The sequence below is a fragment of the Plesiocystis pacifica SIR-1 genome, assembly GCF_000170895.1.
Taxonomy (GTDB): Bacteria; Myxococcota_A; Polyangia; order Nannocystales; family Nannocystaceae; genus Plesiocystis; species Plesiocystis pacifica.
Genome location: NZ_ABCS01000061.1, coordinates 38274 through 61864, shown reverse-complemented (window position 1 = coordinate 61864; position 23591 = coordinate 38274). Strand labels below are relative to the sequence as shown.

The window sequence follows — 23591 nt, the reverse complement described above, 5'->3', positions numbered from 1 at the left end:
CGCGAGGCCCTCGTGGCCCACCTGCTCGCGCGCTTGCCCGAGGCCGCCTTCGTCGCGCGCCGCGAGGCCTCGGAGGGCGGGGGCCGGGGACGTCGGGGTCGGCCCAAGCCCGCCGCGTGGGCCAACGGGACCATCGAAATCGGCGTCTACCCGGCGAGCCTCGACCTCGACGAGGACCGCCGCGATCCGCCGCCGCGGGCGGGGCTGATCCTCGAGCACGAGTGGATCGGCACGGGCCGGCACACCCGGGGGAGCGGGCGCATGATCCTCCCGTGTCGCCCGGCGGAGCTGGCCGCCGCGGAGCTGGGCACGCTGGAGGTCGCCGAGCCGAGCATCGATCGGGACTCGCGCGCGCTCGTGGCCGCCGTCGAGCGGCGCTACGCCGGGGTCGTGCTCGAGCGCCAGACCCGAGCCCTCGCGGGCGCGCCTTTGCGCGGGGCCCTCGCCCAGCTCATCCTCGAGGGCCGCCGCATCCCCGGCCTGCCCGCGCCCGCGGCCCAACTGCGCGAGGCCCTGCGCGACGGCCTGCACCGCTGGGGGGTGATGAGCCAGGTCGAGGGCGTCGCCGAGGGGCTCCAGCGACCGTCGGAGTGGGCCGAGCTCGGCCACGGCGCGTCCATTGGGGAAGGCGAGCGGGCCTGGCTGGAGGGACAGCTCGAGGCCCTGGGGCTCGAGGGCATGGACGAGCTCGAGCTGCTCTCGCGCGAGGACCTGCGCCCGGACCTGGGCGCCATCGAGGCGGCCCTGCGCAAGCTCGGCCGCCGCGAGCTCAGCCCCGAGTCTCTGGCCGAGGACTTCCCCCGGACGGTCGTCGACCGCGACGCCGTCTACGGCTGCACCGTCGAGCTGGGTCGGCGCCGGGTCGTGCTGCGCCCGGCAGACGCGAAGGCCAAAAAGCGCGGCGAGCCCAAGGCCAGCGTGCTGCCCCGCTTTCGCGGCTTCGGTGTGCTCTTCGTCCAGGCCAGCCGGCGTCAAAAGCTGCGCTAGCCGCTATGCTGAGCACCCCGCCCGATGACCGCCCCCGAGCCCAAGGATTCGCGTTCGCCCTGGCTGGCGCTCCTCGCCGTCCCGGCCGTGGTCGTCGTGGCCCTGGCCGTGCTCGAGGCCCGGGACTCGGCGCCGCCGCCCGCCCTCGAGCCCGAGGTCGCCACGGTCAGCGCAGCGCCGCTGCAGCCCGCCGACGAGGCGAGCCTCGCCCCCTTCGTCGCCCAGCTGTGGGCGGAGGCTCGGTCGGGCGAGGGCAGTGAAGGGCTCTCGCTCGACGGCCTGCCCGCGCGCCTGAGCGAGCCCGCTCAGCCGGTCTACGTCGCGCTCCGGGTCAACGGTCTGCGCCTGCACCAGCTGTGGCTCACCCCCGAGGAGGCTCCCGAGGCTGCCAATGTAGCGAGCTTGCTCGCCGAGGCCCTGCGCCGCGCGGCGAAGGCCGTGGACGATCCGGGCCGGGTCACGACCCTCGAGATTGACCTGAGCCACAGCTTCCGCGTCCACGACTGGTCCAAGGAAGACGAGCGCGCCCTCTTGCTCGACAGCGATCGCCACCGGGCTCCGCACTACATGGGCGTCCGAGGCCTGCGCGTGCAGCTGGGCGAGCGCACCCTGCTCGTCGCGCCGAGCCGACAGGTCACGACCAACCGCCGCGTGAACCAGCAGCTCGCCAAGCTGCGCAAGGACTGGGGCGTGGACGAGGCGGCCCTGGCCAAGGCGCGCTTCGAGACCTTCGAGGCCGATCAGCTGCTGGTCCTGCTCGAGGGCCGGGAGGACCCTTCGGCCCCAGAGGCGGTGGTCATGCTCCGGGGCAACGAGCTCGTCGAGCTCGACGCCGTCGACGCAGCCGGGGCGCGGGCCCTGGCCGAGGGCATGGCGTGGTGGTTGACGCGCAACGTCGACCGCGACGGCGCGCTGACCTACGCCTACTACCCCAGCTCGGGCAAGCGCAGCGCGAAGAACAACATGATCCGCCAGTGGATGGCGACCAACGCCCTCAACCGCTGGGGGGACTTCGTCGCCGACCCCGACGAGCGAGCGCGCATCCACGCCCTCGCCCGGCGCAACATCGACCACAACTTGCGGGCCTTCTACTCGACGACGGCGGTGGACACCGGGGCTGGCCCGGAGGTCCACGGGCTCATCGAGCACGACGGCCAGGTCAAGCTCGGCGCCCTGGCCCTGGCCGGCATGGCGCTGTGGACCCACCCCGAGCGGGCGCGCTGGTCCGCCGAGATCGCCAGCTTGCGGCGCAGCATCGACCACCTCTTCGACGCCGAGACCGGGACCTTCCGCAGCTTCTACCGGGGCTCGGACGGGGAGGTCTACAACTTCTATCCGGGCGAGGCGATGCTGTGGTGGGCGCTGATCTACGCCGAAGAGGGCGACCCCGAGCTGCTGCGCCAGTACACCGCTGCGTTCGAGTACTACCGACGCTGGCATCTGGAGCCCAAGAACCGCCACCCCGCCTTCGTGCCCTGGCACCTCCAGGCCAACGTGATCCTGTGGCGGGCGCTGGGTCGGGGCGGGGGCTCGGCGAAGACCGAGGCGCTGCGCGAGGAGCTGGCCAGCTTCTCCCTCGAGATCGCCGACTGGCTCGTCGAGACGCAGCAGTGGGGCCCCGAGTCGGGGGTCGTCGTGCCCGACGAGCGCGGGCGCTTTTACGTGCCCACCGAGGGCTACGGCGTGCCCCATGCCTCGGCCACGGGGGTCTACATCGAGGGCCTGGTCGAGGCGTGGAGCCTCGCCGATCGTCTCGGGGACGAGGAGCGCAAGGCTCGCTACGCCCTGAGCCTGCGCCGGGCGATCCGCAGCATCATGCAGCTGCAGTTCGTCGACGAGGTCGACCTGTTCTACGTGTCCAAGCGCGAGGCCGTGCGCGGCGGCGTGCGGACGGCCGTCTACGACAACGCGATCCGTTGCGACAACGTCCAGCACGCGCTCATGGGTGTGCTCGTGGTGCTCCGGCGCTTCGACGACGCCGACTTCGAGGGCTGAGGGAGGACGCGGCGCCCCCCGTCGGCCGATGGGGCGGCTGCGCAAAGCTCGCGCTCGGCTCTTTGAAGGCGACCCCGAGCGCCCGCCTCGCCAGGCCTGCGGAGCAGCCTGCGCGAATGTCGCATGCTACGCATGCTAAGGATTCTAACGTTGTAGCTGCCCGAATTCGGGTTCCCCTGGAAAAGAGGCCGAACGGAGAGTACACAGAGCCCGTGAGCAGCACGTCCTATACCTTCGACACCGAAGACGTCCTCTTCACCTGCTTCGACCAGCTGAAGATGCACGAGGTTCTCGCCGAGTGTCCCCGCTACGAAGATCTGGATCGAGACGTCTACGCGACCACCATCGAGGAGGCCTACAAGTTCTCGCGCGACGTGCTCGCGCCCCTGAACGCCGTCGGTGATCGCCAGGGCTGCAAGCTCGACGGCGAGGGCAACGTGACCCTGCCCGACGGCTACAAGGAGGCCTGGGAGACGGCCCGCGACGGCGGCTGGACGGCCCCGCGCGCCGACCCCGAGATCGGCGGCTCGGGCATGCCGGCGATCATCGGCGCCTACCTGTCCGAGGTCGAGTCGGCCGCGTGCATGGCCTTCGTGATGTACGTCGGCCTGTCCACGGCGGCCGCCCGCGTCATCAAGCGCTACTGCACCGAGGACCTGGCCTTCCCCGTCGCCGAGAAGCTGTTCACCGGAGAGTGGGGCGGGACCATGTGCCTGACCGAGGCCGGCGCGGGCTCGTCCGTGGGCGACAACCGGACCAAGGCCGTCCCCGCCGAGGGCGAGGCGGGCGTGTGGCTGCTCGAGGGTGAGAAGATCTTCATCACCGGCGGCGACTCGGACATGGTCGACAACATCTGCCACCTGGTGCTCGCCCGGACCCCGGGCTCGCCGGAGGGCACCAAGGGCCTGAGCCTCTTCCTCGTGCCCAAGTACTGGTTCAGCCCCGACGACCTCGACGCGCTCGGCGATCGCAACGGCGCCCACGTGCTCAAGCTCGAACACAAGATGGGCATCAACGGCTCGGCGACCTGCGTGCTCGGCCTGGGCTCGAAAATGCCCTGCCGCGGCTGGATGGTCGGCAAGGAGCGCGAGGGCATGCGCCTGATGTTCGCGATGATGAACGAGGCGCGCCTCGGCGTCGGCGTGCAGGGCCTGGCCGCGGGCTCGGCCTCCTTCCAGTACGCCCGCCACTACGTCCACGAGCGGATCCAGGGCACCTCGCTCAAGAACATGCGCGACGGCGACGCCCCGCGGGTCAAGATCGTCGAGCACCCCGACGTGCGCCGCATGCTGATGACCCAAAAGGTCCTCGTGGAGACCATGCGCGCCCACGCCTACCGCCTGGCGCTGCAGTTCGACATCGCCGACGAGCACCCCGACGAGGACACCCGCGCCAAGTACCTGCGCCGCGCGGAGCTGCTCTTGCCGATCTGCAAGTCGGTGTGCACGGATCTGGGCTTCGACGTCGCCGTGACCGGCGTGCAGATCTTCGGCGGCTACGGCTTCACCCAGGAGTTCCCCGTCGAGCAGCTGGTCCGCGACGCGAAGATCCAGTCGATCTACGAGGGCACCAACGGCATCCAGGCCCTCGACCTGGTCGGCCGGAAGATGCGCATGGAGGGCGGCCGCCTGTTCATGGAGTGGATGCAGTACGCCAAGGAGCGCGCCGCGGCCGGTGCCGAGGCGGGCTTTACCGCCGAGGCCGAGGCCTTCAACAAGTCCATCGACGCCGTCGGTGCCGCGGCCATGCACATGGCCGGCGTCGGGCAAAAAGACATCGAGGCGGCCATGCTCTACGCGGTGCCCTTCCTCAACGCCATGGGCTACGTCGTGCTCGGCCTCGAGGCCCTCGACCAGGCCGTGGTCGCCAAGGCCAAGATCGAGGCCGGGACCGAGACGCCCTTCCTCAAGGGCAAGCTGCTCAACCTCGACTTCTACGTGGCCAACTTCCTGACCAAGGTCGTGGGCCTGTCGAAGACCGTGCGCTCGGGCGATACGAGCTGCCTCGACGCCGCCCTGTTCCAGGGCTGACTGTTTTGCCCCCACAGGCGCGTGGAGTTGGGGTCGCTTCGTCGCTCCGCTCCTCCGCTCTGGCTTGGTGGGCAATGTCGTTCGTGCCCGCCACAGGGCAGGTGGTCGCCCCCCCGAGGGGGCGATTTTGTTTTTGGTCCATGAGCTGATTTCTTTTTGTTGGGCCTGGTCGAAGAGTGCATCCGCCAGGTCGCCCCGCTCGATGCACCAAATGTTCGCCGATCGGTCCCGTGGCGCGTGTGTGCATTGCCCATATTGATTGACGGGGCCGAGCGCCGTGGCTAATGCGCTCCCATGTCCGCCAAGCGCCCCGCCCTCGACCGCGTCCCCATCCTCGCCGGCGCCCTCGCCCTGCTCGCCGGGACCAGCCTCGGCTGCGGGTGGATCGACAAGGCCGCGGCCGAGGAGACCAAGGTCGTGGTGTTCTCCGCCGGGCCGGCGACGAGCATCGCCGTCGACGGGGGCGAGGCGGTGGAGCTGAGCGCGGGCAAGTTCCGCTCCTTCGCCGTGGGCCCCGGCGAGCACGAGCTCGTGTTCGACGGCGAGCGCGAGGTCAGGGTGACCCTCGAGGCCTTCGATCGCTGGGTCGTGCCTTCGGTCGAGGGGCAGTGCTTCTTCTCCATCGACGTCGGCAGCAGCCACTACAGCGCCGACGGCAAGAACGGGCTGGGCGGACCGGGCATCTCCAACCGGCGGACCGAGTCCGAGGCTTTCAAATTCCCGGCCAACACCTACCTGACCGAAAAGGAGCTGCCCGACTCGGTGTCGAGCGGGACCTTGGTCTACATGCTGCGCAGCTTGCCCTGCGAGCAGATCGACGAGCTCCAATCCGGGCTCGAAGCGAGTAAATAGCGGCTCGAAAAAGTGTGGCGGTCGGCGTTCGATCGCGTCGGCGCGGGGACAAGGGTCTGGTCAGGACCCACCGACCATGACCACCACGCTCCGCACCCTGACCTGCATGTTCCTCCCTACTGCCCTCGCCCTGACCGGGCTGGCCTGTGTCGCTGAAGACGGCGGCGGGCTCGAGGGCGAGGACTTCCGCGAGGCCGGCCTCGCCTTCGCGCAGACCTGGCACGTCGAGGGCGAGCGCCGCTTCGCCAACGCCGAGTGTGAGGGCCTGATGGCCGAGCTGTGCGCCGAGCTGAGCGCGGGCGAGTGCGCCGTCGCCCAGGCCCGGACCATCTGCGAGCCCCTCGTGTCCGGTGAGGGCGAGCACCAGGGGGCCAAGCTCGTCGACGGCTACGGCGCCCGCGTCGACTGGACCGGCGTCGAGGTCATCGATGTCCTCGGCTACCTTTACGACGTCCGCTGGACCGGCTTCAGCGTGGGCGACAAGGGCACCTCGACCCTGCCCGCCGGGGCCTCGCCCGCCGAGCTGTGCGAGACCATGGGCGGCTTGAAGCAGGGCGGATGCTTGACCATGGCGACGGCCGCCGAGCTCGGCCGCGACCGCGCCGACGAGCTCCTCGAGGTCTTCCCCGGAGGCGGCGTGGGTACGCTGACCGAGCAAGACGGCGTGCTCGTGATCTCGGGCTTCACGGGCGAGCTCGGGGGCGACCTGTTCACGGCCACCGCCGACGCCCTCGACTGGCGCCTGCCCAAGCTCGACGGCGTGTTCGTCCTGGGCGAGGGCACCGGGAGCGGCACGCCGAACGGCGGCTGCACCATCGGCGTCGCGCCCAACGGGACCGTGACCGTAGCCTCGGCGACGGCGGTCATCCAGCCCGAGCCCGTCGCCAAGGTCCAGAGCCCCTCGACGCACACCTTCAGCTACTCGATGAGCGCGCCCGGGGCCAACTACGACCGGGACGACAGCCACGTCGTCGGCGGCTGGAGCCGCTACGCGGCGATCTGGAAGTCCCACGCCGACAGCAACGTCGGCTCGGTCAACTTCGCCTCGGCCTACGCCGGGAGCAACCTCGACCCCCTGCTCGGCGCCGACGCGACCCTCGACCTCCACGAGAGCCTCTACTTCGAGGACATCTGGGGGGCGACCTACGACCCCAACGGCACCTGGTACAGCGTCGACATCGACGACCCCATGACCGGCCTGGCCTACGCCGCCATCGCGATGCACTACTGGGGCACGCCGGTGTTCGTGTCCGGGGACTACCAGCCCTCGCCGTGGATCGCCCCGAGCGGCTCGTGGTACGGCGACATCGCCATCGAGCAGCTCGCGTTCTCGAGCCCGGCCTTTACCAGCTTGCTCGACGCCTGCGGCATCCTGGCCACGGACACGGCCAGCGACGCGCTGGACAAGATCTACACCAACACCGGCTCGTGCGGGCTCACGGGCGTGACCCTGACCGGCGGCGTCATCTCGGCCTGGGCCGGGAACTTCTCGCCTGTCCAGGCGCCGGACCTGCTGCACCACCACGGCGTGACCGGGGCGGAGCTGCTCGCGGCCTACGGGGCGGGCTACACCTGGAGCCCGGGCTACTCGAGCGGGCGCGTGGGCGAGCTCGTCCTCGACCCGCCCGCGGGGGCGGACCTCGAGTCGGTGGAGCTGCTCGCCAAGGCCATCGGGGAGCAGATGCAAGAGCAGCTCGAGCTCGGGGAGCTGGTCGCCGAGGAGGCCGCCCCGGAGCCGCTCGAGGGGCTGCTCTGAGCTTTCGCTCGGACGGACCTTCGTGGCTACGCCGCGGCGCTCACTCGGGCTCCGCGGCGTAGAGGATCTCGGGGACGGAAGGGATCGCGCGATGGAGGTCGCGCGCGAAGGGGGCCCCGCGCAGATCGAGGGTTCGGACGGACGCGTCCAAGCCGGTGTGGAGGAGGAATGCGTCGATCATACCGCCCAGCTCCGCCTCGGGATGGTTCAAATGGACTTCGAGGGTGGGAACCACCGGGGGCACGCGGATGAACAGAGCCTGAGCCATGGCGGCAGTGATTGAGCGTCCCGAGAGGTGCAAGCTGAGCACCTCGAGCGCCGAGAAGTCCGCTCGGAGCCAGGGCGAGTCCGTGCTCCATGGCCTGCTTCCGGTCACCCTGCCCAGGTGAAGTTCGAGGCGCGTCAGCGCCGTTCGCCCCATGCGCTCGAGCCCTGGATGATAGCCGCGGACGGTCAACTGCTCGAGGCCGCTCAGGTGAGGCCACAGCGCCTCCCAGGTGGCCTGTCGGTCTTCGGGGAGGCGCCGCGCGCCTTGGCGCGGGTGGTCGGGTCGATCGCCGAGCTCGAGGTGGCGCAGCTGAGCCGCGACCGGCGAGGCCATCAAGGTCGCGGGCAGCTCGGGGTGCTCCGCCAGGGCCTTGGTCAGCCCCAGGCTCTGCAAGCGCGCGCACACGGGCAGGCGCAGCAGCGCGTCGAGGACCTCGAGGGGTCCGCCCGTGGCCCGGCTCCAGCTCTCGGCGCCGACGAAGGCCGCGTCGACGAAGCCCCGGGACCACGACTCGATCACCCGCTCGGCCACGGTGCTCAGCGGTCCGAACAGGTGGCTCGCGTGCTCGCGGCGCAGCGCCTGCTCGGCGGCGGCGCTCGGTCCTTCGGGGTCCCGGGCGGCCTCGCACTGCAGGGCGACGAGCTGCCCGCGGACGTCCCCCTGGCGCTGCAGCCAGTCGCCGTAGACGAGGTGGGCCTGGGCGTCCTCGGGGTGCTCGCGCAGGGCGTCCTCGAGCGCGGGCTCCCGGGCGCTGCAGGCCTCGACGATGGCGATCTCCGAGTCGGCGAGGTCGAGCCCTTCGCGCCGCCAGCCGGCTTCGACCAAGCTCCCGTGGGCCCGGGCGGCGTCCTCGCTGCCGTGGGTCTGTCCGCGGCCCTTGGCGAGGGACGCGAGGTGGGCGTCGAGGCTGTCGACCTCCCAGCGCCCGAGCTGCCCCTCGTCCACGGCGACGTCGCGGCCATCGACGCGCAATCGCGCGATGCGTTGGTCGCCGCGCTCGGCGTGCTCCGGGGCGTAGGCGAAGCGCGGCCGCGAGGTCGGCTCGACCTCGATCTGCACGTCGATCTCGGCAAAGCGAGCGACGATGCGGCGGGCTTCGGCGGCCGTCGCGTATTCGAGCAAGACGCCGTTGGTCTGGACGACCTCCCGGGCGCGGCGCAGGCCCACGCCCATGAATTCGCGGACCACCTCGATGGTCGTTGGCGCAGCCTCGGCGCTCACGATGCGAATGCGGTAGCTCTCCACGGGGCGCCCTCGCGGCCATGCTAGCGAAGCTGGATCGATGGCGTCCAATGGAGCCCCGAACTAGGGCATGATGGGCTCCATGGATTGGAATGGCTTCGTTGGGCCGATCGTCGCGCTGGGCTTCCTGGGCAGCGTCGCCTGCGGGGACGCGGGCGCGCCGGCCGAGGACGACGGGGGCGACGACGAGGTCAGCCCCACGCAGACGAGCACGGACGAGGACACCGACACGGACGCGGGCGAGGACACCGACACCGACACGGGCGAAGACCCCGGCGTCGAGACCCACCCCGTCAACCACAGCTTCGGCACCTACGCCCTCGACCCCTTCGAGGAGGTCAGCCCCTGCGTGCAGTGGACCCTCGACAACGAGGCTGCGGTCTACGCCCAGGCCGTGACCCTGAGCAACGAGGGCTACTTCCACCACTCGAACTGGTTCGTGGTCCCCGAGGACGTGTTCGAGGGCCCCGACGGCTACTTCGACTGCGAAGCGCGCGGCTTCACGGAGATCGCCGCGACGCTGCTCGGCACGGTGCTCACCGCCCAGTCGACCCAGAGCTTCACGGAGACCCAGCGCACCCAAGACGGCGCGGTCATCAAGATCCCCGCGGGCCACAAGGTCATCGGCGCCACGCACATGCTCAACGTCGGCCCCGCGCCCATCGAGACCGAGCTGTTCATGGGCCTCGAGTTCATCCACCCCAAGGACGTCACGGCGATCCTCGGGCCCTTTCGGCTGACCTACTTCGACCTCGACATCCCGGCCCAGAGCGAGGCCCGGTTCACCGCGCGCTGCGGGGAGTTTGGCCAGGAGTACGAGGACGCCATGGGCATCCCGCCGGACCACAAGCTGCACTACGTCCTGCCCCACTTCCACTACCTGGGCAACTACTTCCAGCTCAGCTTCACGGGCGGCAACCTCGAGCAGCCCCAGGTCTACGAGCACAGCGGCTTCAACGGCGACGCCAACGGGCTGACCTTCGACCCGCCCATCGACCTGAGCGACATCACCGGCCTCGACTTCACCTGCGGCTACGACAACTGGCGCGACGTCCCGGTGGGCTGGGGCATCGGCGACCAGGAGATGTGCGTGATGCTGGGCCTGGCCGAGTCCGAGGGGCTGACGGACATCTCGGTCCACGAGGGCACGGTGGCCGTGGGCGAGCAGGACGGCATCATCCAGTTCGAGGGGCCGTGCAGCACCATCGTCTCGGCGCCCAACCCCGCCCAGGGCCCGCCGACCCAGGCCGAGCGCGACGGCCCGCTCTACCTGCCCGAGGGCGGCGACGCGGAGCTACCCGCGGTGCCCGAGTGCGTCGACCACGATCCCAACGCAGCGCCGGCCATCGAGCCGACCCTCGACAACGTCGCCACGGTGATCTTCGAGCAGTCCTGTGCTTTCAACGCGTGCCACGGCCAGTCCAACCCGGCGGCGGGCCTCGACCTCATCTCCCCCGGGCTGCACGGCCGGCTCCTCGACCACGAGGTGCTCGGCGATCCGGGGGCGTCGCTGGTCGAGCCTGGAGACCCGGATAACTCGTGGCTGTACCAGCGCGTGGCCGAGTGTGAGCCCCAAAGCGGCGAGGGCGTCTCGGTCACGCACATGCCCCTCAACGCGCCAATTTTGCTGAGCGATCCCTCGGTGGCCTTGCTGCGCGAGTGGATTGCCGCGGGTGCCATGCCCTGATTGCGGCCGTGACCGCAGGGCGCTGATCTGTCCAAAGATTTCGCGGGTTTTGGAGGTGACTTTCGACAATGTCGATTGTCGCTGGTCCAGAAACCCGCGCTCTTTTTTTGTGCTCTATTCCGCGGCGCCGGGAGGCCGCCGCGACGCCATTTGTTTTGGCGGTGGCCTCGTCGTGCCTTCGAACGGGAACACCATGTTCAAGACCATTCAATTCACCCGCCTTCTCTCTTTCCTGCCCTTCGCGCTGCTGACCGTCACGGCCTGCGGCGACGTCGACAGCGCGACCACCGAGCTCGACGCGGACCGCCTCGACGCGGACCGCCTCGACGCGGCCGAGCAAAACCTGGAGTTCCGGGCCGGGGGCTCGTGCTCGGCCGAGGACTGCGGCCTTTACAACCCCTTCGCCAGCTGCCAGTGCGACGACGCCTGCGTGCTCTACGGAGACTGCTGCGACGACCAGGCCATGGTCTGCGGCCCCGACGCGGGACCGGGAGAGTTCTGCGGCGGCATCGCGGGCTTCGAGTGCAACGAGGGCCTGACCTGCATCCAGGATCCTGGGACCTGCCTGGTCGCGGACGCGGGCGGCACCTGCCAGGTCGTGCCGGAGTTTTGCACCGAGCAGTACCAGCCCGTGTGTGGCTGCGACGGGGTCACCTACGACAACGACTGCTTCGCCAACCAAGCCGGCGTGACCATCGACCACGAGGGCGCGTGCGGGGGCAAGGGCGGCGCCGGTGAGGGCGAGTTCTGTGGCGGCATCGCGGGCTTCGTGTGCGCCGAGGGCCTGACCTGCGTGCAGGAGCCGGGGACCTGCGACGTGTCCGACGCTGGCGGCACCTGCGAGAGCGTGGGGCCCTTTTGCACCGAGCAGTACGAGCCCGTGTGTGGCTGCGACGGCAAGACCTACGGCAACGCCTGCAAGGCCAAGGTCGCGGGCGTGACCATCGACACCGTGGGCGAGTGCGCGCCCGTGGACGCGTGCGAGTCGGACAAAGACTGCAAGGAGGGCTTTTGCGGCTGGAACGACGACAGCAGCCGGGTCTGCAAGCCCTGGGCGCAGGTCGGCGAGAGCTGCGAGGGCTTCGTGCTCCCGCAGTTCCGCGCCTTTTGTGCGCCGGGCCTCGAGTGTGAGTTCCCCGAGCCGACCAACGACGTGCCGGGGACCTGCGTCGACCCGAGCGCGGCCGAGCTCGGCTGAGGGGCGCGCCGAGGCAGGGGCTGCGGGTGAGCCCGCGGTCCCTGTCTGCTTTTGCCGTCGTGTCCAGGCTCAAGCTTCGCTGGGCTTGACCCCCGCGCGGCCGTCGACCCGTCCGTCGAGGGCGTCGACCTCCCGGAGCAGGGTCTGGAAGATCTGTGGATTGAGCAGGCCCTGGTTCTCGAGGGCCATGAACAGGGTCTCGACCACGAGCTCGGCGCGATCGATGCGCCGCTCGAGCCGGTCCAGCCGCTGCCGCATGCGGTGGATGTTCTCGCCGTCGAGCTCCGCGTTTTGGCGCAAGGTCTCGATATCGTCGCGCTGGTAGAGGTCGTTGTCAAACAGGTGCTGCTTCCAGTTGGCGGCCATCCCCGTTGGGTAGCGTGTCTTCGTGGTCGGCGGGGAGCCACCCGTGTCACAATCGTGCCATGGGCGAGCTGGTCTCCGGTCTCATCGATCTCATCCGCGCCGGCGGCAAGGCGGGGGCCGTGTCCGCCTGCGTCCTCGGGCTGCTCTTGATACCCCTGGGCTACTTCCTGTTCGCCTACGCGGCGGGCCCCGGGGCGGTGTGGCCGATCATGCTCGGCGTCTCGATCCTGGGCCTGGGCTGCCTGGGGCTGGGCCTGGGGGCGCTGTTCGGTAACCAGGCTCGCCTCGACGCGGCCATGGACGGCGGAGGGACCATCGCCAGAGCGAACTTCGCCGAGGCCCGGCTGCGCGCCGAGACGGCCAAGGTCCCCTTCGGCGCGTGCGGGGACTGTGGCCACGTGGTCGAGGGCGGGCCCGCCTACGACCGCTGCCCGAACTGCTTCTCCGTCCCGGGCTGGGTGATCGTCGAGAACGAAGACGAGCGCGGCCGGGCCATCTCGAGCCTGAGCTGAGGGGGGGAGCCCCCGCGCGGCCGTCGACGCGCGAGGGAGCGCCACCGCGTCAGACGGCGACGCGGCGCACGCCCAGGCTGACTCGCCGCAGCAGCAGGTCGAGGGCGAGCAGCGGCAGCAGCAGCCAGACCAGCACGAGGGGCCACAGGGCCTTGGTCCGGGTCCGTCCGTCGGCGCGGCCCGGGGCGCTCACGACCTCGTCGATGGGTCCGGTGGTCGTGCCCTGCTCGACCAAGCTGGCGAGCCAGGCGTCGTTGGGCTCGAGGGTCTGGGGCGAGATTTCGGCGGGGTAGGGGACGCTGACTTGGGACACGGCCTCGGCGGCGAGGCGCGGGGGGCTCTGGCTGTCGTCGAACAGCCGGGCCTGGAGCAGGCGCTGGCCGGCCTCGATGTCGCGGACGACGGCCTCGTAGCGCCCCGGGGCGGTGAGCTCGAGCTGGACCTCGCGCACGCGGCCGTTGTCGACGAGCTCGCCCTCGGCGTCTTTTTCTTCGGGGATCGAAGGATCGATGACCTCGACCACGCCGCCGAGCTCGTTGGCGAAGCCCTCGGGAGACTCGACGTCGACGACCACGCGCCACGCCCCGGGGTCGTTGGCGGGGCTGACCTTGATGGACGCGCCGCCGAGCAGGCCGGCGCCCTGGCGCATCGTGTCCCGGGCGAGCTGCGACCACAGCCGCGGGAAGCCGCCCCAGCCGATCCAGTTGCTGGCCCAGCGCGGCTTGGCGTCGCTGGCGAAGGCGGCGACGCGACCCAGGCCGCGGCGCGAGCGGACCAGCAGGGGGTCGCCGAGGTGGGTGCGCAGCAGGACCTCGGACTGGGCCTTGGGCTTGACCGGGACGATGCCGCGCAGGCCCGGCGCTTTCTCGAAGTCGATGCCGCGCAGCAGCTGCACGGGCTTGGCGACCCGCGGGTACAGGCCGCGCTCGACCAGGGCGTTGCGCTTCACCTCGCGCGCCTCGCGAGAGAAGATCCGCGGCACGTCGGTGCCGTCCTCGGAGTAGAAGTAGCGGCCGCGGCCGCGCTCGGCCACGCGGATCAGGAAGTCCTTGCCGGCCCCGTCGCCCACGCCGACGCTGGACACGGTGATGTCCGACTGGCGCATGTCGCCGAGCAGGGCGTTGATGCCGTTCTCGGGCGACTCGCCGTCGGACAGCAAGATGACGTGCTTGACCAGGGCCTTGGACCCGGCGAGCTGGAGGTAGGCCTCGCGCAGGGCCGGCATGGCGTTGGTGCCACCGCCCGCGCTGAGCCGGCGGATCGACGAGGAGATGCGCAGGCGGTTGGCCGCGGGCTGGAGGCGCACGAGCACCTGGGGCGAGTTGTCGAAGGCGATGACGCCGATCTCGTCGCTGGGGTCGAGGGTCCGCGCCGTCGCCCGGGCGGCCTCCTTGACCAGGTCCAGGCGGTCGCCGCTGGACATCGAGCCCGACTTGTCGATGACCAGGATCAGCGCCAGGGTCGGCTGCTCGCGCTGGCGCTCGCCGGAGAAGCGGACCGGGAGGACCTGCTCGATGGTGCTCCCGCCCCAGCCGCCCACGCCGAAGCTGTTCTCGCCGCCGACCATGATGAAGCCGCCGCCCAGATCCTTGACGTAGCGGACCACGGCCGCCTCCTGGGCGGGGGTGACCCAGCGCGAGGGGATGTCGGAGAAGATGACCAGGTCGTACTTGCGCAGGCCCTCGGCGCTGGCCGGGAGCTCCGTGGGCGCGACGGTGTCGACGCTGAGGTGGTTGGCCGAGAGCGCCCGGGACAGGGCCGCGCTCGGGTCGCTGCCGACGATCAGCACGCGCGGGCGGCCGACGACCTCGCCGACCACGGCGGCCTGATCGTTGAGGGCGCTGCGGTTGTCCGCGGGCTCGACGGCGCTGGTGTCGAGGCGGGCCGAGAACAGCACGGGGCCGGGCTCGGTCACGCGGGCGGCGAGCTTGACCTGCTGGCGACCGCCGCGGAGCTCGACGGTCTTGGTCGGCTCCATGGCGTTGGGCTGACCGTTCTTGTCTAGATGAAGCTCGACGGTGCCGGCCTTGGTCGCCACGATGTCGACGGCGACCTCGAAGCTCTGGCTCACGCGCAGCTCCGCGGGTAGGTGCACGGCCTCGATGAGCACGTCGCCGCGGACCGTGGCCGGGAAGGAGCGGGTGTGCACGGACACGCCGCGGTCCTCGAGGTCGAAGATGGCCTGGCCCAGACCCTCGCGCTCGGCGAGGTCGCCGGTCGCGTCGGTCATCAGGACGACGCGGCCCTCGGTGTCCGGGTCGAGCAGGGCCTCGGCCAGGCGCAGGGCGCTGGCGTGGTCCGAGGCCATGGCGTTGTCGGGGTCGCGGGGCAGGCTGAGCTCGCCGGCCTCGCCGGCTTCGAGCTCGAGCAGGCGCGCCCGGCCGGCGTAGGTGATCACCCGGACGCGGGTGCGGTCTTCCTTCTCGATGCCCAGCTCGGCCTCGCTCGCGGCGAGCTCGGCGGCCTCGCGCACGGCCTGCTCGGCGGCGGCGAGCTGGCTGTCGTCGATGCTCTCGGACACGTCGACGACGAACACCACGGTCTTGCCGCGGATCGGGCTGCGCAAGCTGGGCTGGGCGAGGGCGAGGGCCACGGCCATGACCACCAGGCCGCGCATCAGCACCTGGATGACCACCTGGACCGCGCGCACGTCGACGAGGGTGCGGGTGGCCATGACGACCAAAAAGGGGAGCACGGCCGTGGGCATGAGCCACAGGGCGTGGGGGCGGGCGATGACCAGGCGCTGATCGCCGGACTCGCTGAGCAGCTGGCCGAGCCACAGGGGCAGGTCGAGCTCGAGGGCGCCGCGCAGGGGGATGGCGCCGAGCAGGATGCGGGCGAGGAGCAGGCCGGCGAGCAGGGCGAGGATCGGCAGGGCCAGGGGGTGGCGCAGGAGCTCGCCGCCGCGCTCGCGGACCTTGGCCGCGCCGGCGCGCCCTCGGCCCTTGCGCTGGCGCTTGCCGGGGCGGGTTGCGAGGGTGCTGCGCGCGCCGCTGAGTTGCGCTTGGGGCTGGGACTGGTTGGCGTTGGGCTCGCTCATACCGTCTTCCTCCGGTGGTAGCTGGCCCACTCGGCGGTCAGCAGGGCGATGGCCGCGAGCATGATCAGGGTCCACAGCGGGCCCTCGGACAGGGGCGCGGGCTCGGGGGCAGGGCCGGCGGCGTGGGCTTCGGGCACGGCGTGGTCGTCGACGAGGCGGGACTCGAGGTTGGAGGCGGCGGCGTTGGCCTGGTTGACCGCGACCTCGAACACCGCGCCCGCGGCCGCGCCGTCCTTGACGGTGATGGTGTAGACGCCGGGGACGAGGGCGCGGATGCGGAAGCGCCCGTCCTGGGCGCGGACGCGCAGCGGCGTGGGCCGCTCGACGCCCGCCTCCGCGTCTTCGCTCGTGCGCGCGGGGATGGGGTTGTCGGGGGTCGGGGGCAGGACCTCGAGCAGGGTCACGTCCTCGCCGGGCACGCCGAAGTCGGCCAGGGCCAGCTCTCGGCTCGCGCCGATGGGGATGGCGGCGACGAAGCCGGCCTCGCGCCGGCCGAAGTAGTCGACGGCGTTGGCGATCATCAGCGGGAAGGCGGTGCGCAGCGGCAGGTCCGAGCCCCGGGGGTCGAAGCCGATCTGGAGCACGCCGTGGTCGCCCTCGCGCAGGGCGACGATGGGCTCGCCGAGGTGGCTGACCAGGTTGATGTCGCCGGGGGCGAGGTCGAAGCTCGTGCCCTGGAACATGTTGACGTCCTTGAACACGACGCCCTCGAGGATCTCGTGCTTTTCGTTTTGCTCGCTCAGCCGGGGCGAGCGGAGCTCCCGGAGCAGGGGGATGGGCGCGGGCGAGCCCTCGACGCGGTGGGGATCGAAGATCACCAGGTTGGTGGTCGGCAGCGGGTCGGGCAGGGGATTGGCCGCGATGTCGTAGAACACCAAGTTGGCGTCGCCGACGGCCGAGGCCGCGCCCTCGTCCACGCCCACGGTGGTCAGGCGCACGGAGTCGTCGAGGGTCAGCAGGGCGGCCTCGAGGAAGAGGTTGCCGCCGTCCGTGACCAGGGTGACCTCCATGGGGTCCAGGGGCGGGATCACGGCGTAGGCGCGGTCGTCGATGGACGGGCCCAGGGCGCCCGCGCTGGCCTCGTCGACGTTGCCGTCGGCGCCCTCGAGCGGGCGCAGCTCGGCCACCAAGCGCTCCCGGGCGGCGTCGAGCTTGGGCAGGACCTCGAGGGCCCGGTCGCCGGGGGCGAGCTCGAGCGCCTTGCCGCCCACGGGCAGGCCGTCGGCGGTCACGCGCAGCTCGAAGCGGGCCGGCTCGGCGCCGAGGTTTTGGATCTCGACGAGAACCTCGACCTGATCGGGGTTGCTGGGGTAGCGCCGGGCCGCGAAGGCGGTGATGGCCACGTTGCGGCCAAAGGCCGTGTCCGCCTCGCCGTCCTCGGACTTGGGGGCGCCGATGTCGAGGACCTCGCAGCTGGCCTCGCCCTCGAGCTTGGCGCGCTCGATGCAACGATCGACCGCGTCGACGCCGGCCTCGTCGAGGGCCCCGTCGGTGAGCACCAGGATGCGCGGGGTCGGCTGGTCGCCGAGGGCGTTGCGGGCCAGGAGCAGGGCGCGGCCCAGGTCGGCCTCGCCCGGGCCCACGCGTACGCGCGGGCGGGTCTTGGGGTTGATGGGCGAGTCGGGGTCGGGGGGGGCGCTGTCGAGGGCGGCGAGCAAGGTCCCGCCCTCGCCGGTCAGCGGCGCGGGCACGGACACCTCGCTGCCGGCGGCGATGATCAGCGCGCGGTCGGCCGGGCCCAGGGCCTCGACCTCGGCCCGGGCGCGCTGGAGGGCGAGGGCCAGGCGGGTCTGCCCGTCCTCGTCGGCGACCGCGGCCATGCTCGCCGAGGTGTCGATGACGATGGCCGTGGTCGCGGGCTCGCGCAGCCACACCTCGGGCCGCGGGTCGCCGAGGGCCAGGCACACGAGCGCGAGGAGGATCAGCTGGATCAACCAGCTGAACAGGCGCCGGAGCTTGCGCCACAGCTTGCGGCTCTCGCTCTCCCGGGTGACCTGCTCCCACAGCTCGGCGAAGGGCACCACGACCTGGCGCCTGCGCATGCGCAGCAGGTAGAGGAGGGTGATGACGCCGGCCCCCGCGGCGAACACCACGGCGAGCTCGGCGAGGGCCCAGCCAGCGAGCTGCATCAGCCTCGACCCTCCAAGGTGGACTCAGGCCCGCTCATCGCAGCACCCCGCCGAGTCGGAAGATGCGCAGGACCAGCTCGTCGAAGGGCTCGTCGATGTTGGCCCGAAAGTAGGGCATGCCGCGGGACCGGCACTTGTTGGCCAGGGTCGTGCAAAAGCGTTCGTGGGCCTCGGCGTAGGCCTGGAGCATGGCCGGGCTCAAGGTCACGTCCCGGCTCGCGTCGCCCTCGACGTCGACGAGGGTCACGTCGCCGCGCACCCCGGTGTCGAGGGGGTTGGCCTCGACCGGATCGATGACCTGGATGGCGACGACCTCGTGCTTTTGAAAGCGCAGCAGGTTGAGGCCGTCGAAGGCGCCCTGGAGGTCATAGAAGTCCGACACGACCACGGTCACGCCGGGCAAGCTGGCCTGGGCCGCGACGCGCTTGCAGCCGCCGTAGATGTCCGTGGGCCCGCCCAGGGGCGCCTTGCGCAGGAAGTCGAACACCCGAAAGATGCGGCTCTTGCCGCGGATGGCGGGCAGGGTCTCGTGGGCCTTGCCGCTCATCGCGGTCAGGCCCACGCGGTCGAGGCCGGCCAGACCCACGTAGGCCAGGGCGGCGATGATCTTCTGGGCGTAGATGAGCTTGTGGGCGCCCTTGGTCAGCATCGAGTCGCTGACGTCGACGACCAGGCGCAGGGGCAGGTCCTCGTCCTCCTCGAACAATCGGACCAGGGTCTGGTTGAGGCGCGCGAGCACGTTCCAGTCGACGTTGCGGATGTCGTCGCCGGGGGAGTAGCTGCGGTGATCGGCGAACTCGAGCCCGCTGCCGGTCTTGCGGGTCTTTCGCTCGGCCCGCTGGCGCCCGCGGATCAGCCGTCGGGCGATGACCTGGAGCAGCTCGAGCTGGCGCAGGAACTCGTCGTCGAAGATGTCGGGGAGCTCGACGGCGGCCTTGTTCTGGCGGCCGCCGCCCAGTCCCATGCGTTCGCGCAGACCCATTCAGGTGTCCTTCGAAGCTCGTGGAGTCGTACGGGAAGAGGGAGGCGCGGGGCTCAGTCGGGCTTGACCTTGGACAGGACCTGCTCGAGCACGGCGTCCACGGCCACGCCCTCGGCCTCGCCCTCGAAGTTGAGCAGCACGCGGTGGCGCAGGGCCTGGGGGACCACCGCCTTGACGTCGTCGACCGAGGGCGACTCGCGGCCCTCGATGGCGGCCCGGACCCGGGCGGCGAGCAGCACCGACTGGGCGCCGCGGGGGCTGCCGCCGAAGCGCACGTATTGCTTGACGCCCTCGGTGGCGTTCTTGTCCCCGGGGTGGGTCGCGCGCAGCACCCGGACGACGTAGCGGGTCAGGCTGGCGGTCACGGGCATGGCCCGGACCAGGCGCTGCATCTCGACGAGGCGGGCGCCGTCGAGCACGGGTTTGGCCGAGCTGGACTTGCTGCCCGTGGTCCGGTCGAGGATGGCGATGAGCTCGTCCTCGTCGGGGAACTCGACGTTGATCTTGAACAAAAAGCGGTCGAGCTGGGCTTCCGGCAAGGGGTAGGTGCCCTCTTGCTCGAGGGGGTTTTGGGTCGCGAGCACGAAGAAGGGCTGGGGCAGCTTGCGGGTCTTGCCGCCGCCGGTGACCTGGCCCTCGGCCATGGCCTCGAGCAGGGCCGACTGGGTCTTGGGCGTGGCCCGGTTGATCTCGTCGGCGAGCACGATGTTCGAGAAGATCGGCCCTGGCTGGTACTCGAGGGTGCGGCCGACGGTGCCGTCCTCGCCCTCGACCAGGATCGAGGTCCCGAGGATGTCGGCGGGCATCAGGTCGGGGGTGAACTGGATGCGGTTGAAGCTCATCGACACCGCCTCGGCGACGGTGCGGATCAGCAGGGTCTTGCCGAGGCCGGGGACGCCCTCGAGCAGGCCGTGGCCGCCGGCGAGCAGGCAGGTGATGACGCCGCGGATGACCTCGTCTTGGCCGACGACGACCTGCTGGACCTCGTCGACGAGGGTGCGCAGATCGGCGGCGAGGGTTTGGAGTTGGGCGGCGGTGGTCGGGGCTTGATCGGTCATCGGGATCGTCGGGGTCGGTGGCGGTGCGGACCTCGGCGGCCGCGGGCGCGCGGACGGGGATCCGCGGCTGGGCCGGCGTCGGTCGTCGAAGTCTGATGTCAATTGCGGGGCTGGATCATGCGGAAGTAGCGTTTGACCCGGGTGCGCTGGCCCTCGGGGAGCTCGTCGCTGTCCATGCTGGACTGCGCGAAGCTCTTGTAGTCGCGGTAGACCTTGCGGTAGCTCTCCGTGGCAAAGCCTTCCTGGCTGGCGGTCTCGATCACCTCGGCGCGGGTCTGGCCCTTGCCCTGCTGGGCGTCGACGCGCTCGGCCTTGAGGTCGACGTCGGTGGTCCGGTCCTCGCCGAGGGCCTCGACGCTGCCGGTGCCCATGCCGGGCCCGACGCCCGCGCCCTCGATGACGCCGGCGGCCTCGCCCTGGCCCTCACCCTCGCCCTGGCCTTCACCCTGGCCCTCGCCCTGGCCCTCCTGGCCCTCGCCGGCTTGCTGGCCCTGCTGGCCGTCGCCGACCTCGCCCTCGACGAGGGCCGTGGCCGGCTTGCCGTCCTTGCCCTTTTGGCCCTTGGCGGCCTCGGCGAAGCGCTTTTGCTGCTGCTTGCGGCGGTTTTGGCCCTCGCCCTTTTGGCCCGAGCGGCGCACGAACTGCTTGGCCTGGTCCATGGAGTCGCGGGCCTCGGACACCTGCTGGGTCTTGCGGGACTTCTTGGACGCCTGGCCGGCGCCCTTGCTGAGCTTTTGGCCGGCGTCCTTGCGCTTTTGCCGGGCGCTCTGGGACTGGCTGCTGCCCTGGGACTGGCGGGCGAGCTCGCGGAGCTTGTCGAGCTCCTCGCGGGCCTTTTGCTCGCGCTCGTGCTGGCGGCGGAGCTCCTCGAGGCGCTCCTTCTTGCGCTGCATTTCGCGCTCTTGCTCCTCGGGATCTTCGGCCGGGTTCTTCTCCTGGCGCTTCATCTCGCGCTCGGCCTGCTCCATGGCCTTCTCGGTCCCGGTGTTCTCGCGGGCGGTGCGAGACAAGGAGCGCTCCATCTCGCGCAGGGCCTCGTCGAGCTCTTCCTTCAGATCGCCGCCCTCGGCCTCAGCCCGCTCCATGAGCTCCTGGAGCTCTTTTTCGACCTCTTCGGCGTCGGACTTGGCGAGGGCCTCGGCGACCTCTTGCATGATGTCGTGCTCGCGCAGGTCCTCGGCGAGCTCGCGCATGCCCTCGCTGAGCAGCCAGGGGTCCTCCTCGAGCTCGGACTCGAGCTGCGCCTCGATGTCCTCGAGCTCGGCCTCGAGCTCTTCGAGGCGCTCGAGGGCCGTGGCCTGGTCGATCTCGCCTTTTTCGAGGTCCTCGAGCACGCCGAGCATCTCGCCCGCGAGCTTGGCGATCTGCTCTTCGGGGCTGTCCTCGAGCTGCTCGAGGGCGCGGATGTTGGCCTCGGCCCCGGTCATGTCCACGCCCTGGCGCTTGTCGGTCTCGAGCTCGGGCAGGGGCTGGTTGGCCTCGGCGAGGATGCGCTCGTCGAGGCCCTCGCGCTCGCGCTGGGGCAAGAGCAGGGCGACGAGCAGCAGGGCCAGGGCGAGGGCGTCGAGGACCCGCGGCTTGGGCACGCGCAGGTCGACGACGGGCTTGGACTCGAGGCCTTCGACCGCGCGCGCGCCGGCGGCGATGGCCATCTCGGCCATCTCGCGGGTGCGCGGGTCGTCGGCGGGGATGGCCTCCCGGTCCTCGGCGAACTCGATGGCGTTGCCGAGGCGATCGTGGAGGCGGTAGTGGGCGTCGACCCGGCGGGCGGTGGCTCGGATCGAGCGGCGCTGGATGACCGACCAGGCCAGGACGACGGGGATGGGGGCGAGCGCGGACCAGGCCCAAATGGGGGGGGTGAAGAACAAGCGCGTGCCGACCACGCTGCCGGCGGCGAGGATCAGGCCCACGGGCAGCGCCACTCGGACGCACAGCTCGATGGCGTGGGCCACCCGTTCGCGTCGCTGGACCCGGGACAGCAGGCGGTAGACGGGGCTCAGCTCCGGTTGTTTGGCGCTCATTTGGGTTGGCTCCCGACGGTGAACGTGGACCATGCCGCCTTGCTGACAGCCTTGGCGCGCTCCGGTTCTGGCAAAGACGCCGCCGGGGCGTCGAAGTGGGTCAGGTAGAGGACGCGGTCGCGCTTGCGTTCGAGGTGGAAGGCGTCGGGCTTGCGCGCCTGGAGATAAGTGCGAAACAGCGCCTCGAATTGTTTCGCGTCTTCGACGCTGTCCCAGGCCGTCACCCCGGCGAGTAACGGCGCCGGCGCCCGGCGGGTCTGATCCTTGGTCTCGAGCACGACGTAGCGATCGCCCCCCCAGCCGGCCGCGGCCTCCCGTGCCTTCCCGGGCGTGGCGACCTCGGCGAGCATGGCCAGGAGCGAGACCTCGCCGAGCTCGTCCTCCCACACGGGCTGGTGATCGGGGAACAGCGCGCGCAGGGGCACGCTGTCGACGGTGATCGGCCGGGGCTGCTCGCGCTTGGCCAGCTTGTCGAGGTGCAGCATCTGCTCGCTGCTCGTGGGCAGCTCGGCGTAGAGCTCGTTGACCGCGTCCCAGCCCTGGTCCCGGGCGATGCGGACCACGTTGGCCGTGCCGTCGGTGTAGGGCATTTGCATCTGGCGGGCCAAGATGGTGTGCGGGATGCCCATGTCCTCGCGGATCTGCAGGACCATGTTGGCCTGGAGCTCGAGCAGGTCCTCGCCGATGCTCGCCAGGCCCTCGTCGCCCGCGACCCAGGCCAGGTAGGCCGCCTGGGCGTCGCCCTCGATCAAGAAAGTCTGGGCCGAGTCGAGGTCGCTCCGACCCTTGTGCATGTGATTGAGGGCCTCGAGGTCGAAGTGCATGTCCTGGAGGCCGTGGGCGCCCTCGTGGCCGACGACCATGCCCAGCTGGACCCGATCGATGTAGTCGCCGATCATCAGGGTCTTGCGCTTGGGGTCGTAGATGCCGAGCACGCCGAGCTCGTACATGTCGAGGAGCACCTGCTCGAAGTCGCTGCCCACGGGGATGACGCCCAAGGAGGCGTTGATCCGGCCCATGAGCGCGAGCTCCTCGTGGCTCATCTCCTCGACCATCACGGCCTCGACGAAGTCCCGCACGCCCTGTTTGTCGACGAGCTCCACGGAGAAGTCGCCCTTGACCGGGAGCTCCCGGGCCTTGGCGACCTCGAGGATGATCCGCCGGGCGGCCGCGTCGACCTCGGCCGCCTGCTCGCGGCGCTCGGCCTCGGCCCGGAGCTCGGCCTCGGTCGGGGCCTCGCCGCTGGCGTCCGGATCGCTGGCGCCGTCATCGGGAGCCTCTACGCCCGAGCCGCCGTTGTCTTCCACGCCGTCCTGACCGCCCCCGGCTCCGAGCGCCGCCTTGCAGCCACCCAGCGCGAGGGGGGAGAGGGCGGCGAGGGCGGTGACTGCGGCGAAGGCGGGGGTCAGGAGGAGACGCTCGCGCACCCCCCCAGACTAACGGATCAGCCGGGCCGGCGCAGGTGGTT

The 23591-nt window shown here is 71.1% G+C and carries 16 protein-coding genes; 8 read left to right on the top strand and 8 right to left on the bottom strand.

What is annotated here, in order from left to right; genetic code table 11:
* From PPSIR1_RS26305 to PPSIR1_RS26285, 5 genes are all read left to right on the top strand, one after another.
* Positions 1–987: hypothetical protein (locus PPSIR1_RS26305; RefSeq protein WP_006974231.1), on the top strand; the 987-nt coding region annotated here is incomplete at its 5' end.
* Positions 988–1011: 24 nt separating this feature from the next.
* A complete protein-coding gene (locus tag PPSIR1_RS26300) occupies positions 1012–2982 on the top strand; it encodes a hypothetical protein (RefSeq protein WP_006974230.1) in 1971 nt (656 codons plus the stop codon).
* A gap of 212 nt (positions 2983–3194) precedes the next feature.
* Positions 3195–5012 carry an acyl-CoA dehydrogenase family protein gene (locus tag PPSIR1_RS26295; protein WP_006974229.1) on the top strand — a complete coding sequence of 606 codons (1818 nt, stop codon included), beginning with the start codon at positions 3195–3197 and terminating at the stop codon, positions 5010–5012.
* A gap of 294 nt (positions 5013–5306) precedes the next feature.
* The gene (locus PPSIR1_RS26290; protein ID WP_006974228.1) at positions 5307–5864 is read left to right on the top strand and encodes a hypothetical protein; all 558 of its coding nucleotides are present in this window, start codon (positions 5307–5309) and stop codon (positions 5862–5864) included.
* A 76-nt stretch (positions 5865–5940) separates the two neighbouring features.
* Positions 5941–7620 (top strand): hypothetical protein, encoded by a 1680-nt coding sequence (locus PPSIR1_RS26285; RefSeq protein WP_006974227.1) that lies wholly within the window; start codon positions 5941–5943, stop codon positions 7618–7620.
* A gap of 40 nt (positions 7621–7660) precedes the next feature.
* Here PPSIR1_RS26285 and PPSIR1_RS26280 read toward each other — a convergent pair whose 3' ends face one another.
* Positions 7661–9133: a TIGR02996 domain-containing protein gene (locus PPSIR1_RS26280; RefSeq protein ID WP_006974226.1), complete on the bottom strand. Its 1473-nt coding sequence runs from the start codon at positions 9131–9133 to the stop codon at positions 7661–7663.
* Positions 9134–9212: 79 nt separating this feature from the next.
* Here PPSIR1_RS26280 and PPSIR1_RS26275 point away from each other — a divergent pair, with 79 nt between their 5' ends.
* On the top strand, positions 9213–10817 hold the full coding sequence (locus tag PPSIR1_RS26275; RefSeq protein WP_198154612.1) for a hypothetical protein: 1605 nt from the start codon (positions 9213–9215) through the stop codon (positions 10815–10817).
* A 193-nt stretch (positions 10818–11010) separates the two neighbouring features.
* Positions 11011–12015, top strand: a complete 1005-nt coding sequence (locus PPSIR1_RS43845) for a Kazal-type serine protease inhibitor family protein (protein WP_006974224.1) — start codon at positions 11011–11013, stop codon at positions 12013–12015.
* 69 nt (positions 12016–12084) lie between these two features.
* Here the strand turns inward: PPSIR1_RS43845 and PPSIR1_RS26260 are convergent, their stop codons facing one another.
* Positions 12085–12381 (bottom strand): hypothetical protein, encoded by a 297-nt coding sequence (locus tag PPSIR1_RS26260; protein ID WP_006974223.1) that lies wholly within the window; start codon positions 12379–12381, stop codon positions 12085–12087.
* A gap of 59 nt (positions 12382–12440) precedes the next feature.
* On the opposite strand from PPSIR1_RS26260, the gene PPSIR1_RS26255 reads away from it, so the two are divergent.
* Entirely contained in the window at positions 12441–12893 is a 453-nt protein-coding gene (locus PPSIR1_RS26255) for a hypothetical protein (protein ID WP_006974222.1), read from the top strand.
* A gap of 49 nt (positions 12894–12942) precedes the next feature.
* Here PPSIR1_RS26255 and PPSIR1_RS26250 read toward each other — a convergent pair whose 3' ends face one another.
* From PPSIR1_RS26250 to PPSIR1_RS26225, 6 genes are all read right to left on the bottom strand, one after another.
* Positions 12943–15933, bottom strand: coding sequence for a VWA domain-containing protein (locus PPSIR1_RS26250; protein ID WP_006974221.1), 2991 nt, complete (start codon positions 15931–15933; stop codon positions 12943–12945).
* On the bottom strand, positions 15930–18062 hold the full coding sequence (locus tag PPSIR1_RS26245; protein ID WP_006974220.1) for a vWA domain-containing protein: 2133 nt from the start codon (positions 18060–18062) through the stop codon (positions 15930–15932). Before PPSIR1_RS26245 ends, PPSIR1_RS26250 begins: the two co-directional genes overlap by 4 nt.
* Positions 18063–18096: 34 nt before the next feature.
* Positions 18097–19044 (bottom strand): DUF58 domain-containing protein, encoded by a 948-nt coding sequence (locus PPSIR1_RS26240; protein WP_086001711.1) that lies wholly within the window; start codon positions 19042–19044, stop codon positions 18097–18099.
* Positions 19045–19097: 53 nt separating this feature from the next.
* On the bottom strand, positions 19098–20102 hold the full coding sequence (locus tag PPSIR1_RS26235; protein WP_006974218.1) for an AAA family ATPase: 1005 nt from the start codon (positions 20100–20102) through the stop codon (positions 19098–19100).
* A 98-nt stretch (positions 20103–20200) separates the two neighbouring features.
* On the bottom strand, positions 20201–22123 hold the full coding sequence (locus PPSIR1_RS26230; RefSeq protein ID WP_006974217.1) for a hypothetical protein: 1923 nt from the start codon (positions 22121–22123) through the stop codon (positions 20201–20203).
* Positions 22120–23550, bottom strand: a complete 1431-nt coding sequence (locus PPSIR1_RS26225) for a hypothetical protein (RefSeq protein ID WP_006974216.1) — start codon at positions 23548–23550, stop codon at positions 22120–22122. The genes PPSIR1_RS26230 and PPSIR1_RS26225 overlap by 4 nt, the downstream gene beginning before the upstream one ends.
* Between the last annotated feature and the right edge of the window lie 41 nt (positions 23551–23591).